Genomic DNA, 12,712 nt, shown 5'->3' on the forward strand with positions numbered 1-12,712 from the left:
GTTTCGCGCCGTGGGACGAGCGAGCATGAACGGAGAGTGCGTGGTGTCGATCCGTCAATGGCCGGCCGCCGAGCGGCCACGTGAAAAACTGCTGGCGCAGGGCGCGGGTGCCCTGAGCGACGCCGAACTGCTGGCGATCTTTCTGCGCACCGGCGTCGCCGGCAAAAGTGCGGTGGCGCTGGCGCGTGACTTGATCACCGATTTCGGCGGTCTGCGCGCGATGTTGCGCGCTGATCTGGCCGGCTTCTCGGCGGCGCGTGGACTGGGGCCCGCCAAGTACGCGCAACTGCAGGCGGTGCTCGAACTGGCGCGCCGCCACCTGGCCGAAGAACTGCAGCGTGGCGATGCGCTATCCGATCCGTTGGCCGCCGAGCGCTTCCTGCGCGCGCGGCTGCGCGATCTCGACCACGAAGTATTTGCCGCGCTGTTCCTCGATGCCCAACATCGCGTGCTGGCCTTCGAGGTGCTCGCGCACGGCACGATCGACGGCGCCGCCGTGTATCCGCGCGAAGTGGTCAAGGCAGCGCTGCGGCATCACGCCGCGGCGCTGATCTTCGCGCACAACCATCCGAGCGGAGTCGTCGAACCGAGTGCGGCCGATCGGGCGCTGACCGAACGCTTGCGGCAGGCGCTGGCGACCATCGACGTGCGCGTCCTCGATCACCTGGTGATCGGCGAGGGGGTTCCGGCCAGTTTTGCCGCGCGTGGTTGGTTATGAGCGCTGGCGTTGCGGGCTGGCCGGCGCGTCTGCGGTGCCGACGTGTTCGAGGAAATGCCAAAGCGCTTCGCGTAGCGCCGGCTGTTTGGCGCGGGCGCGGTGCTCTCTGTTGGCGACTTCGTTGAGCATGCCCACGTAAAGGTGTGCCGCAGAGAAGGTGTCGGTGCGACCGATCGCTTCGAACTCGGAGCCGAGCACCAGCGCGTAGCTGTGATTTTGCTGCTGCAAGCCGCGCTCGATCTGCGGATGGCGGCGTGCGGCGACCAGCCAGTCGCGGACATGCATATGCTCGTGGCAGTACGCCAGATAACTCTCGGATGCCAGACGGATGCGCAGCAGGCCCAGCGGCGCGCCGTCGGTGACCTTGATGACGCGGCTGCGGATTTCGCCAAGGAAATGCTGTTGCAGCGCCGACAGATAGCTCAAGACGTCCGGGAATTCAGCGCAGAACACATTCGGGAGGACGCCGCCGAGTTCGCAGAGGCGGGCAATCGACAGCTCCTCGTAGCGCAGCTGAGTGGCCAGCGCCTCCGCATGGTCGAACAGCTGCTGGCGCAGGCGCGCGTTCACGGGGGGGCGTCGAAGTAACGGTAAAGGCTGTCGCGCAGCTCCGGCAGGCGCCGGCCGGCCGCAGCTTCGGCCGCGGCGATGCCTTCGATGGCCGACGCGCAAAGCTGTGCCGTGGCGGCCGGCTGCGACCAGTTCAGGCCCTGCAGCTCGATCTCGAGCATCAGGGTCAGGCCGTGCTGATGCCGGCGGTAGTCGGCAATCGCCCGCGGATGGCTGCGGAGTTGCAGTGCCAGTGCCTGCAAGCCCGGTCGCTCGAACAGCGCATGCAGGTAACCGTCGACCGCCAGTTTGAGGCGCGAGCGGCCGGCCGGCATGTTGGCGGTCAGGCGCAGCGCGCGGTCGCGGGCCTCGCCATACAATTGGCCGAGCAGCTCGTAGAGCAGTTCGTCGAAACCGCCGTAGGTCTGATGGATGGCGCGTGGCGGCAGCGCCGCCGCCTGGGCGACGGCATCGGCCGAGACGCGCGCGCCGCCGATGTCGACCAGGCGCCTGGCCGCCGATGTCAGTCGAACCCTGATCTGTTCCTGCTGCATATGCCGAGTATTCCCTATCGGAAATATTCCGATCCGGTACTGGGTCACGAAAACGCCCTTAAATGGGGGTGTCGTCATGACCCCTTGCCCTTGGCGGGACGTGCTGGCACAATTGCGCCCCTTTCGCGGCCCCCTGCGGGTCGTGCTGCCTTTTTTTCCAGGGTTTGTGTCATGTCGAAAGTCTGTCAGGTCACCGGTAAGCGGCCGATCACCGGCAACACGGTTTCGCACGCCAACAACAGGCGCCGCCGCCGCTTTGAGCCGAATCTGCACAAGCATCGTTTCTGGTTCGAATCCGAGAAGCGTTTCGTGTCGCTGCGCGTTTCCGCGCAGGGCATGCGCATCATCGACAAGAAAGGCGTCGATGTGATTGTCGCCGAGCTGCGTGCTCGCGGCGAAAAGGTCTAAGGCCCAGGAGCTAAACGATGGCTGGCAAGAAGAAAGACGTCGAAAAGATTCGCCTGGTGTCGACTGCCGACACGGGTTATTTCTACACGACCACGAAGAACCGCAAGAACACCCCGGATAAGTTCGAGTTCAAGAAGTACGATCCGGTGGCGCGCAAGCACGTGGCGTTCAAGGAAGCGAAGATCAAGTAATCGCCGCTTTTCGAGCGCAAGAATGCCGCCTTTGAGGCGGCATTTTTTTGCTTGGGAAATGGCGGTTACGAAAAAGGCCGGGCGATGCCCGGCCTTTTGTCGTCACGCCCTCATGCCTTAATGGTGATGGCGGTCGTAATCGGCGCGATAGCTGCGACCGTGGTCATATCCGCGCCGGCCGTCGTAGTGGTTGTCGCGATAGACGACGCGCCCACCGCGGTAGTACGGGCCATAGCTGTAAACCACGGGCGCCGGGCTGTAATACACGACCGGTGGCGGTGGTGGCGGTGGAGCATAGTAGACCGGTGCCGGTGCGACATAGACCGGAGCCGGTACGCCGAGGCCGATACTCAGCGAGACATTCGAGTGTGCCAGCGCCGGTAGCGGGGCGACCGCGACGAGTGCCAGACCAGCAACTGCAATCAGCTTTTTCATCGTTCAGACCTCCTGGAACGATTTCCACATTAGGTCGCGGCGATGAATCCACTCTGAACCGAACGTTGCGAATCTGATGGCAAGCACATTTGTCCGTGACAGTCTGTCGTTGCAAGTGTTATTTATCGCCGCGGCGTGCCGGGGGAAGCGCCGGACCCTCTGCACTAACGCGAGCCTAGGCCGCCACAACGATTTCGGAGAGACGATGTACAAGTGGATCCTTCCGGCGCTTCCCGTGATGTTCGGGTTGGCGACTGCACCTGCCCATGCTGAAGGCCGCGGCACGACGGTCCTGCACGTCGGCCTACTCAACGGCACCACATTGGACAGCAGTACCCCGCTGCACACCGACCTCAAGCCCGGTCTCGGTGCGCTGATCGGCATTCCCGAGAGTTTCGATTCGCCGGGCACCTCGGCAACCGTCAGCAATACAACGACGCTGCAAGTCGCGATGTCGTATTTCGTCACCGATCATCTGGCGATCAAATCCGAAGGCGGTATTCCGCCGAAGTTCTATTTGCGCGGCAAGGGTGTGGTGCAGCCCAGCGCCGCCTTGAGTTCGCTCAGTGTCGATCTGGGCAGCAAGGAGAACAACCCGATCGCCAGCTCTCGGCAGTGGAGCCCGGCGCTGCTGCTGCAGTACTACTTCGGCAAGCCGACCGCGCGCTGGCGGCCGATCGTCGGCGTCGGCGTCACATATACGTTCTTCACGCAGGTGACGCTGAACCAGGACTTCAAGAACGATCTGAAGGACACCTTCGGCCGCAGTCTGGCGCTGGCGAACCTGAACTTCCCGATCGACGACACCAAGGTCAAGGCCAAGTCGTCGCCGGACTGGGCGCCGATCGCCAACGTCGGCCTGAACTACGCGTACGACCAGCACTGGGGCGTCGCGCTGTCGGTGTCTTACGTCGATCTGAAGACCACGTCGTCGATCAATATCTATAGCGCCGACGGCACGCGGCTGTCGCACAGCACGACCAAGATCGACATCGATCCGCTGGCAACAGCCCTGCTGGTTTCCTATTCGTTCTGAAGCCGTGGACGACGAACGCCTGATCAACCTGGAGACACGGCTCGCCTATCAGGAGGCGACGCTGCAGGATCTCAACGACGTGATTGCCCAGCAGTCCAAGCGCATCGGCGAATTGGAGAATCTTTGCCGGCAGCTGGCCGAGCGCGTCGCGCGTATCGGCCAGGACGTGCACAAAGGCTCTGCGGAAGACGAGGTTCCGCCGCACTACTGAACGGTAAGGTCGTCGACGCCTCTATTTCGATGCAAAGGTTTTCTTGAACCAGCGATCGAGCATGGTCCGTTCGTAATAAAACTTGTCGTCGCTGGAATTCGAGCGCTTGCCGGCGTGACTCAGATAGCTCATGTCGCTGATGCTGGCATCGCCCTGCGACAGCACCTTGCCATCCTGCGTCAGCGTGTAGTGCAGACTCATGCGTGGCCAGTCGGCATCGGTCATCACGCGCGTCCAGTCGCCGGCGTTCGGCCCCGGTTGGTAGCGGCCGGCGAGGTCGATGTCGGTGACGTCCAGCGTCAGTTGCTCGCCGGCGGAAATGTACTGGGCGCCGAGGTCCTGGAAGACCGACGTCATTTCGGCGAGCACGACCGGGCTGGCGGTGCCGCCGAAGCCGCTGTCGGCGGCGTCGACGAAGTGTTCCGGGTGGATGTATTTGACGACCGTGTTCGACGGCGGCGGCGCATCGGCCGCGTGCGCGACGGCGCAGGCGAGAACGGGGCTGGCGAGCAACGCGAGGCGCAGACGCATCGGGAACTCCTGGTGGGCAAGGGTGTGAGGCTTATTGCTTAGTCTGCAGACGACGCGCCAAGTTCACCAGCGGCCGGTCCTGAAATCTGTCGTTCGAGCGCCGCGCGCTCTTGTGCGTAGGCCTGGCTGATGGCCTCGTGGAAGCCGGGATGCGCAAACCAGTGCAGCGACCACGCCGACTCGTGTTCGAAGCCGCGGGCCAGCTTGTGCTGGCCCTGAACGCCGGCGTCGAAATGCTGCAGCCCGCGCTGCAGGCAGCGTTCGATGCCCTGGTAGTAGCACAGCTCGAAGTGCAGGCCGTCGAAGTCGGCTTCGGCGCCCCAGTGGCGGCCGTACAGCGTGTCGCCGTCCTCGAAAAAGAACGCCATCGCCGCGATGCGCTCGTCGAGTCGCGCCAGGCAAAACCAGAAGCGCTCCCCGTAGTGAGTGGCCCACTGGCGCAGGCAGGCCAATGTCAGATAGGGCTCCTGGCCGCGCATCGCGTAGGTGCTGCCGTAGAGGCGGAACACGCGCAGCCACTCGTCGTCGTTGAGCGTCGATGCCGCGCGCCATTCGATCGCGAACGCGCCGAGCTTGCGTCGCTCGGCGCGGATGTTCTTGCGCTTCTTGCTCGACAGGCGCGCGAGGAAGCCGTCGAAATCCGTGGCGCCACGCGCGTGCCAGACGTAACGCGATTGCGCACGGGCGATCCAGTCCTGGCTGGTCAGCAGATCGCGTTCGGCCGGGTCGACGAACAGCAGGTGTGCGCTCGAACAACCGCCATCGGCAGCCCGTTCGCGCAACATCGACGCCAATGCGAGGCGCGCGCGGTCATCGGCGCCCAGCAGGCGCGCACCGGGAACCGGGGTGAACGGGACGCAGGCGACGAGTTTGGGGTAGTAATTCAGTCCGTACTGACGGTAGGCGCGCGCGATCTCGAAATCGAAGACGAACTCGCCCCAAGAGTGCGATTTCTCGTAACACGGCACGCGGCCGTCGGCCGTTTGCAGATGCCGTGGCAGCCAGCCCTGTGCAACGCCTGCACAGTCGTTCGTCTCGAGCGCAGCGAGGAAGGCCTCGTCGGTGAACAATGTCGGGCGGGGCGTCGGCAGGAGCTTGGTTTCGGCGGTCACGGGTGCGCTGCAAATCAGGGGGGCGGACAGCGTGGGCGAAAAGGCCGCTCGTGCGGACGCGAATGCCGCGACAGCGGCGGCCCATTAAGAGTATCGTTTCCGCCCTCGAAACCGGAGAGCGAAAGATGGCAGGCAGTTTTTTCGGCGGCGGGCTCAAGGTCAGCCCGAAGCAGGTTCCGGCCGCAAGCTTCGACCCGCGCGAGGAAGGCAGTCCGAAACTTGCGGTGCTCGCCGGCGGCTGCTTCTGGTGCGTCGAGGCGGTTTACCGTGAGCTCGACGGCGTGCTGTCGGTGACGTCGGGCTATGCCGGCGGCTCCCAGGAGACGGCCGACTACAAAACCGTCTGTACCGGCGAGACCGAACACGCTGAAGTTGTGCAGATTGCCTATGATCCGGCGCGTACCAGCTTCGGCGCGCTGCTGCGCATTTTCTTCGCCGTCGCCCACGATCCGACCCAGCTCAACCGGCAGGGCAATGACATCGGCACGCAATATCGCTCGGCAATTTTCTACGCCGACGATACGCAGAAGCAGGTCGCCGAAGCGTATATCCAGCAGCTCGACGCAGCCGATGTGTACTCGGCCAAGATCGTCACGCAGCTGCAGCCGCTGCAGGCGTTCTTCGAGGCCGAGGACTATCACCAGAATTACGCCGAACTGCATCCGGGCCAGCCGTATATCGCCGCCGTCGCCCTGCCGAAGGTCGACAAGCTGCGCGAGTATTTCGGCGACGCGCTGAAGCTCTGATTGCCGGGCACTCAGCCGAGTAGCGCCGCGCTCCTCAGGCGCTGAACGCCGGCTTCGGTCATCTGCTGCCAGGCTCGCGCGCACGAGCCATCGAGGTCGATGGCGCGGCAGGCATCGTCGATCACGGCAGTGGCGAAGCCGGCGGCGCGTGCGTCGAGCGCCGACCACGCCACGCAGAAGTCGAGCGCCAGACCACAGGCGTAAACCGTGTCGATGCCGCGCTCGCGCAGGTAGCCGGCGAGGCCGGTGCGCGTCTGCCGGTCGGCCTCGACGAAGGCCGAATAGCTGTCGATCGTGCGATTGCAGCCCTTGCGAATGATCAGCTGCGTCTGCGGCAGGTCGAGATCGGCGTGCAGCGCGGCGCCGGCGGATGCCTGGACGCAGTGGTCCGGCCATAGCGTCTGCGCACCGTAGGGCAGGGTGATGGTGCTGAATGGCGCGCGACCCTCGTGCTGGCTGGCGAATGAAATGTGATCGGCCGGGTGCCAGTCCTGAGTGACGACGATGTGGGTGAACAACGAACCCAGGCGATTGATCAGCGGCACGACGGCGTCGCCATCGGTAACGGCGAGCCGGCCGCCGGGCATGAAGTCGTTTTGCACGTCGATGACCAGCAGCGCGCTGCGCGGCGATGACGGTGGCGCCGGTACGGGAGTCGTCATGGCAGCATTTCCTTGCTCGGCATTGGGGCGTCCAGCCTAACGGACGGCGTGTCGCGCGCGTAGCCTGCCGTGTTACTCAACGCTTGAGCAGGCGGCGGATGCGCCGCTCGGTGCCGTCGAGGGCACGCGCAACACTGCGTGACTCGCCGGCCATCAGGGCCGCGCCGGCAATCACGACCAAGGTGCCTGGGCCGGGCGCTGGCATCATGATGACGCCGATCACCGTGATCACGGCGCCGCCGCCGAGTTGCAGCATGCGCCGCGCCGGTCCGCGCCGCGCATGCTGTCGGTGCTCGTGATAGCGCTGGAAACGCTCGCCGGCTGGCGCCTGCTTGAGCAGGCGCCAGTTGCGGCGTAGCGCGTCGAACATCGATGGCGTGCTCAGGCAGCTTGCTTCAGCGTCGCGATGTCGATGACGAAGCGGTACTTCACGTCGCTTTTGAGCATGCGTTCGTAGGCTTCGTTGATCTGCTGCATCGGGATCAGCTCGATGTCCGAGACGATGCCGTGCTCGGCACAGAAATCGAGCATTTCCTGGGTCTCCTGGATGCCACCGATCAGTGAGCCGCCGAGTTGGCGCCGCGAGAAGATCAGGTGCTGGAACTGCAGCATCGGCGGCGTATCCGGCACGCCGAGCAGCGTCATCGCGCCATCACGCTTGAGCAGCGCCAGATAGGCGTTGATGTCGTGCGGTGCCGAGACCGTGTCGAGAATGAAGTCGAAGCTGCGCGCATGCGCTTTCATTTCGTCCTTGTTCTTCGAGATCACCACCTCGCTGGCGCCGAGGCGCTTGGCGTCCTCGCCCTTGCCCGGCGACGTGGTGAACAGCACGACATGCGCGCCGAAGGCCTTGGCGAACTTCACCGCCATGTGGCCGAGACCGCCGAGGCCGACGATGCCGACCTTCTGGCCGGGGCCGACCTTCCAGTGCCGCAGCGGCGAGTACGTGGTGATGCCAGCGCACAGCAGCGGCGCGACCGCCGCGAGGTCGAGCTTGTCGGAAACGCGCAGGACGAAGGCCTCGTCGACGACGATGTGATTCGAGTAGCCGCCGTAGGTGATGCCGTCGCCGACGCGCGACTTGGCGCCGTAAGTGCCGGTGAAGCCCTGTTCGCAATACTGTTCGAGGCCTTCGGCGCAGGACGGGCAGCTACGGCACGAGTCGACCATGCAGCCGACGCCGGCCAGATCGCCGACCTTGTAGCCTTTGACGTGTGCGCCCACTTCGACGACCCGGCCGACGATCTCGTGGCCGGGCACCATCGGAAACACGCTGCCGCCCCATTCGTCGCGGACCTGATGCAAGTCCGAATGGCAGACGCCGCAATAGGCGATCTCGATGCGGACGTCGTGCGCGCCGGGCGTGCGGCGCTCGAAGGCGAACGACGTCAGCGGGGCCTTGGCGGATTCAGCGGCATAGCCGAGAGCAGCGGTCATGGGGGGCTCCGATGGGATGGGGGAGACCGACATGATGATGCATGTTCATGAACCTTGGGCAAACCGCGCCGGATCGGACAATGCGTCTCGCGGAATGGGCAACCCCGGTTGTCGGAACGATCGCCGGCAGTCGCAAGCCGGCGCTATGCATGCATCCGCTTTCTACGCCCGGCGCATCTAAAGACATGAGCGCCCGGCCGGTTCTCGCAGGATTTTCGTCGCCATGCGCTCGTTCAAGTTGCCCCGATGCTCACGAACGGGAGTCATGATGTATTTCATCCGCGAATCTGCGCTGCTGTTGTTGCTCTCTACGGGCTTGGGCTTCGCGGCTGGCGCCGCACAGGCCGGCCCCTTGCCCACGGCTTGCAAGCTTGCACAGGCCCCGCGCGCGGACTTTGCGATGCAGGTGCCGTTTTCGGTCGTCGACGGTCGCATCTACGTGCAGGTGCGGGTTGACGGTCGCGGCCCCTACCGCTTCGCGGTCGACACTGGCGCCAGCGGCATCGGGCGCGCCGACGTGAGCCTGGTCGCGGCACTGGGGTTGCGGGGACGCGCACCGGCACGGACGTCCGACGGCATCCGCACGGTGACGGTCGACACGGTGCATCTCGACGAGTTGGCGCTTGGCGGCCTGTCACGGCACGGCGTCGATGTCATTGCGCGCGATTACGGCAGCCAGATGGCCGACGACGCGCGCTTTTCCGGCATTCTCGGCCGCGCGTTTTTCGGCGACGGGTTATTGGTGATCGACTACCCGAAAAAGACACTGTCTTTCAGCACGAAGATGACGCTTCCCGCCGGGCCCGATGTCCTGCCCTATACACGGGCGTTTCGCGTGCCGGTTTCAATCGGGACGACAACGCTGCAGGGCAATCTCGATACCGGCGCGAACGTCAGCTTCGTGCTGCCGCAATCGCTTTACGCAAGGGTGGCAGGTCGTGTGCTGGGCGCCACGCATGTCGGCACGCTGACGAATTCGCGGCTTGAAACCCGCAGCGCTCTGGTCCATGGGCCGTTCCGCATCGGTGCCGTCAGCCTGTCCGACGTCGAGGTGCGCGTTTCGCAGCGCTATCCGGAACTGCTGGTCGGCGCGCACGCGCTGCAGGGTTTCGTGCTGATGATCGACCAGCGGACGCATCGCATCGCGCTGTGCGCGCCATGACGTGCCTGCACACTGCGCCACGCTCCGCTCAGACGGCCTGCCCGGCGGCGTGGCCGGATGCGCCATTGGAAGACGCCGACCAACGCGGCGCTCCCAAACTACTGTTATTGATGCACTACAGGGTGTCGCTTGAGTACCGAACGCATTTGGCAATGCGCTCGGAAACTCCATCGTAGGCGCGCTCGAGCAACAAGACTTCGACAACCGGCTCGACAGCCTGAGTGCGGGTGCCAAGCAGGCCTACGACAATGTGCTGCAACGCGGCTACACGCCGCAGCAGGCCCTGACGTATGCGCAGGACTATCAGGGAATTGAGCAGCCGCTAGGCTCCCCATCGTCTTCGAACGCCGCGAGTTTCACGCCGTTGGCGGCAGGCGACTTTGCGACGCCGTCCATCGACGTGAACGGTCTGGTTAGCGACGTAGCGGGCTTGCAGCTCGACATTTCACCGGAAACGTTGCGGAGTAATGGTGAAGTCGAGGCGCTCAACGCCGCGCAAGCAACGGAGCAAAATAATATCTCCGGAACGCTCATTGGCCACGCTAACAACGGCACTCCGATTTACGAATTTCCGGAGTTTGTGACCACTGGAGCGGTCACGGCTCCGGAGCAACAGCCACTCTTTCCGTCTTTGAATCCGAACTGGATGGGAGAGGCTTTAGGTGACCTCGCGAAGCTGGATGCTGTGGCAGCCGGGGCTGGTTTCCTCGCCGCAAACACATTGCTCTCCGGTATCGCACGGATCGCGGTGACCACTACGGCGGTCGCTAACGGCGATCCATTGGGGTTGGTCGGAGTGGGTGGTGGCAGTAGAATTGTCGGCGCGACTTCGAATGCGGAGAGAGAGCTTGCGCTCGCAGCAAACAGTGTAGCGGGAGGGCCAACCACAATATATGCCAGGGACGCAGTTGATTTGGGAGACTTCTCGCGCCTCAACGTCCCTGATCCGGCTATTGGAAAACTCCGGCCAGGAGAGGCTGGAGCTGCAGCAGAACTGGAGAATTACCTAGGAGGAACACTTCAGCGAGCGCCCGGTGAGTCGGGCGTGGACTTTATATTCGATAGTAATTCTGGAGTGAATTCCGGAAAGTCTGTTGATTTCTTGCTAACTCCCGACAGTGCAGCTCGAGCCAACGGTATAAATCAATATTTCTCGCAGAACCTTGAAGGCTTCAACAGCACATTGCTAGATCACGTTAACGGCGCTGACATTGTGCCTATAGATACTCGCTTCCTCACTCCGGAGAACGTGAATCTTTTAAAGGGTTCTATAGGCAATCTACCCCCAGAGTTGCAGGCGAAAATTATTCTGTTTAAATAACTCCCATGGCCGGATCAGTCATCATCACAGACAATCTTCGGTTGCCAGTCAGCAGCATACAATTTGACTATCTAACCGACAGAATTCGTGTTTCGTTTCAACAGGGTGAGGAGTCCTGCAGGGATGAAGTATTTTTCCCCTATGATGTTGGCGGAATGCCATTCATTTCTGCCAAGCCGTTGGACTCCCTTAGCTTCCGCACATTTTCAGCGGCCGTCGAAAGGGCTCACTCCAAGGCAGAAAAGGAGGATTTGTACTCGACCTTTAGAGACATATGGGAGAAGTTGTTGGAGATCGTGCGTGTCGATTCTAGGCTGGATGTGAAGCAATAGTCTTCTGCGACAAACAGTGTACAAAGCCACTGCGCCATCTCGGCATAGATCGGCGCCCGCTCGGCATATGCAGGTGCGCGTTGTCAGCAGCCGGTCCAGGGCCTTGAGTGGAGCGCGGACTTTCATCGCGCCCGGCCATGCACGGGCCAAGTCCATCAGCGTCAGCCGTCGACCGGCAATCGACGCTTCCACTGATCGGAGCAGGACCTGTGCTCTCGCCGTGTGCATCGACCGCAACGGCGACGACAGGCACTTCTGCAATACTCCTGTGGCGCGCATGGCGTACTTCCTCTTGGTGTGGTGACCGTGAGGGCAGACCACGTCATGCGCGTCTCGTTCGATTCAATCCAGCTTAATGCCCTGATTCATCTCGGGGTTTCGTGGGGATACCTCAGAATCTGTCCCATTTTTTGGGTCTAGAAAAACTATTTATGCCATCCACTCTTCAAAGCCTCACCAGTGTCCAAATCGACGACGTACTCGGTACCAAAAAACCTGTCGGCGCATAGCTTCTTGCCATCGATTCGAAGCGAAACAAACGAATCTCTAGGGTTGGCAGATAACGGGGCAGAAATCTGCCAGACCACATTGCCATGATCATCCAGGCAGTAAACGTTGGCGTTGTATTCATGATCCGGCACATCCTTTCTACCGCCTACGTCAAGCAAGACGATCGAGCGCGCCCCATCAACCTCCAGCCGCTTTTCAATTAGGTCTACTTGCGCAGAAGTGAGCTTTGTCATTGTCCGACCAAGGGCCTCGTGTTGTAGAAGCTGGAGCTCGGAATCTGCTCAAGCAACTGATATTGAAAGCCGCTGTCCACATAGAGTCCGAAGTTCGGCTGCGGCCCAATCACGCCAGCTTGCATTCTAGTCCCCGATGGCACCCGGACATCCGAAATATAGGCGGGGGGTTCTACCCCGATAGCACGGACACTTACGAGAAGGCCGACAATGGCCGAAAGGAGTGTTCATGTCGAAGCGAAGGAAGTTCAGCGCGGAGTTCAAGCGTGGGGCGGTTGAGCAGGCACGCCAGCCCGGCGTGAGCTGCGCGCAGGTGGCACGCGAGTTGGGCATTCGAGACAACTTGCTGACGCGCTGGAAGCGCGAGCTGACGAGTCCGGCGAAGGCCGCATTCGTCGGCACCGGCACGGCGCGAGACGAGGAAGTCACCCGCCTGAAGCGCGAGCTGGCGCGTGTGACCAAGGAGCGGGATTTTTTGCGCGAAGCGGCGGTGGGTTCAACCGGTCAATGCAACACCTCAAGATTCGACGCATTCGTCGAGGAGGTGATCGATGGCCAAGCTGG

General features: G+C 62.7%; 18 protein-coding genes and 1 pseudogene. 9 read left to right on the forward strand and 10 right to left on the reverse strand.

Annotated features, from left to right (window positions below; all coding sequences use genetic code 11):
- The first annotated feature begins 43 nt into the window (after positions 1-43).
- A complete protein-coding gene (gene radC, locus G7Y82_RS19810) occupies positions 44-718 on the forward strand; it encodes a RadC family protein (protein ID WP_168149888.1) in 675 nt (224 codons plus the stop codon).
- On the opposite strand, the gene G7Y82_RS19815 is transcribed toward radC, so the two are convergent.
- On the reverse strand, positions 713-1,288 hold the full coding sequence (locus G7Y82_RS19815; protein WP_168149867.1) for a hypothetical protein: 576 nt from the start codon (positions 1,286-1,288) through the stop codon (positions 713-715). The genes radC and G7Y82_RS19815 overlap by 6 nt on opposite strands.
- Positions 1,285-1,821, reverse strand: a complete 537-nt coding sequence (locus G7Y82_RS19820; protein ID WP_168149868.1) for a hypothetical protein — start codon at positions 1,819-1,821, stop codon at positions 1,285-1,287. Before G7Y82_RS19820 ends, G7Y82_RS19815 begins: the two co-directional genes overlap by 4 nt.
- Positions 1,822-1,992: 171 nt before the next feature.
- Here G7Y82_RS19820 and rpmB point away from each other — a divergent pair, with 171 nt between their 5' ends.
- Together rpmB and rpmG are read left to right on the forward strand one after the other, a co-directional pair.
- A complete protein-coding gene (rpmB, locus tag G7Y82_RS19825; protein WP_168149869.1) occupies positions 1,993-2,229 on the forward strand; it encodes a 50S ribosomal protein L28 in 237 nt (78 codons plus the stop codon).
- A 17-nt stretch (positions 2,230-2,246) separates the two neighbouring features.
- Positions 2,247-2,420: a 50S ribosomal protein L33 gene (gene rpmG, locus G7Y82_RS19830; RefSeq protein ID WP_168149870.1), complete on the forward strand. Its 174-nt coding sequence runs from the start codon at positions 2,247-2,249 to the stop codon at positions 2,418-2,420.
- Positions 2,421-2,537: 117 nt separating this feature from the next.
- Here rpmG and G7Y82_RS19835 read toward each other — a convergent pair whose 3' ends face one another.
- Positions 2,538-2,855 (reverse strand): hypothetical protein, encoded by a 318-nt coding sequence (locus G7Y82_RS19835; protein WP_168149871.1) that lies wholly within the window; start codon positions 2,853-2,855, stop codon positions 2,538-2,540.
- Positions 2,856-3,060: 205 nt separating this feature from the next.
- On the opposite strand from G7Y82_RS19835, the gene G7Y82_RS19840 reads away from it, so the two are divergent.
- Positions 3,061-3,891 carry an OmpW/AlkL family protein gene (locus tag G7Y82_RS19840; protein ID WP_168149872.1) on the forward strand — a complete coding sequence of 277 codons (831 nt, stop codon included), beginning with the start codon at positions 3,061-3,063 and terminating at the stop codon, positions 3,889-3,891.
- Positions 3,892-3,895: 4 nt separating this feature from the next.
- Positions 3,896-4,102, forward strand: a complete 207-nt coding sequence (locus G7Y82_RS19845; RefSeq protein WP_168149873.1) for a SlyX family protein — start codon at positions 3,896-3,898, stop codon at positions 4,100-4,102.
- A 21-nt stretch (positions 4,103-4,123) separates the two neighbouring features.
- Here G7Y82_RS19845 and G7Y82_RS19850 read toward each other — a convergent pair whose 3' ends face one another.
- Both G7Y82_RS19850 and G7Y82_RS19855 read right to left on the reverse strand, forming a co-directional pair.
- Positions 4,124-4,633 carry a DUF3016 domain-containing protein gene (locus tag G7Y82_RS19850; protein ID WP_168149874.1) on the reverse strand — a complete coding sequence of 170 codons (510 nt, stop codon included), beginning with the start codon at positions 4,631-4,633 and terminating at the stop codon, positions 4,124-4,126.
- 38 nt (positions 4,634-4,671) lie between these two features.
- Positions 4,672-5,745: a GNAT family N-acetyltransferase gene (locus G7Y82_RS19855; protein ID WP_168149875.1), complete on the reverse strand. Its 1,074-nt coding sequence runs from the start codon at positions 5,743-5,745 to the stop codon at positions 4,672-4,674.
- Positions 5,746-5,870: 125 nt separating this feature from the next.
- Here G7Y82_RS19855 and msrA point away from each other — a divergent pair, with 125 nt between their 5' ends.
- The gene (gene msrA, locus G7Y82_RS19860) at positions 5,871-6,491 is read left to right on the forward strand and encodes a peptide-methionine (S)-S-oxide reductase MsrA (protein WP_168149876.1); all 621 of its coding nucleotides are present in this window, start codon (positions 5,871-5,873) and stop codon (positions 6,489-6,491) included.
- Between the two features lie 11 nt (positions 6,492-6,502).
- Here msrA and pncA read toward each other — a convergent pair whose 3' ends face one another.
- The 3 genes from pncA to G7Y82_RS19875 form a co-directional block, all read right to left on the reverse strand.
- A complete protein-coding gene (gene pncA, locus G7Y82_RS19865; protein ID WP_168149877.1) occupies positions 6,503-7,153 on the reverse strand; it encodes a bifunctional nicotinamidase/pyrazinamidase in 651 nt (216 codons plus the stop codon).
- A 76-nt stretch (positions 7,154-7,229) separates the two neighbouring features.
- A complete protein-coding gene (locus G7Y82_RS19870) occupies positions 7,230-7,523 on the reverse strand; it encodes a PGPGW domain-containing protein (protein ID WP_168149878.1) in 294 nt (97 codons plus the stop codon).
- Between the two features lie 11 nt (positions 7,524-7,534).
- Positions 7,535-8,590: an NAD(P)-dependent alcohol dehydrogenase gene (locus G7Y82_RS19875; RefSeq protein ID WP_168149879.1), complete on the reverse strand. Its 1,056-nt coding sequence runs from the start codon at positions 8,588-8,590 to the stop codon at positions 7,535-7,537.
- Between the two features lie 265 nt (positions 8,591-8,855).
- Here G7Y82_RS19875 and G7Y82_RS19880 point away from each other — a divergent pair, with 265 nt between their 5' ends.
- Entirely contained in the window at positions 8,856-9,752 is an 897-nt protein-coding gene (locus G7Y82_RS19880) for an aspartyl protease family protein (protein ID WP_206370921.1), read from the forward strand.
- A gap of 250 nt (positions 9,753-10,002) precedes the next feature.
- Positions 10,003-11,073 (forward strand): hypothetical protein, encoded by a 1,071-nt coding sequence (locus G7Y82_RS21250; RefSeq protein ID WP_206370922.1) that lies wholly within the window; start codon positions 10,003-10,005, stop codon positions 11,071-11,073.
- Positions 11,074-11,428: 355 nt separating this feature from the next.
- On the opposite strand, the pseudogene G7Y82_RS21615 reads toward G7Y82_RS21250, so the two are convergent.
- Together G7Y82_RS21615 and G7Y82_RS19890 are read right to left on the reverse strand one after the other, a co-directional pair.
- Positions 11,429-11,684 (reverse strand): annotated as a pseudogene (locus G7Y82_RS21615) (IS4 family transposase); the annotation flags it as partial.
- 146 nt (positions 11,685-11,830) lie between these two features.
- Complete coding sequence (locus G7Y82_RS19890) at positions 11,831-12,148, reverse strand: DUF7957 family protein (protein ID WP_168149880.1); 318 nt, start codon at positions 12,146-12,148, stop codon at positions 11,831-11,833.
- Positions 12,149-12,377: 229 nt separating this feature from the next.
- Between G7Y82_RS19890 and G7Y82_RS19895 the strand changes: the two genes are divergently transcribed.
- A partial coding sequence (locus G7Y82_RS19895) for a transposase (RefSeq protein ID WP_436286684.1) occupies positions 12,378-12,712 on the forward strand: 335 nt, incomplete at its 3' end.

The sequence above is a fragment of the Solimonas marina genome (assembly GCF_012241385.1).
GTDB classification, from domain to species: Bacteria; Pseudomonadota; Gammaproteobacteria; order Nevskiales; family Nevskiaceae; genus Solimonas; species Solimonas marina.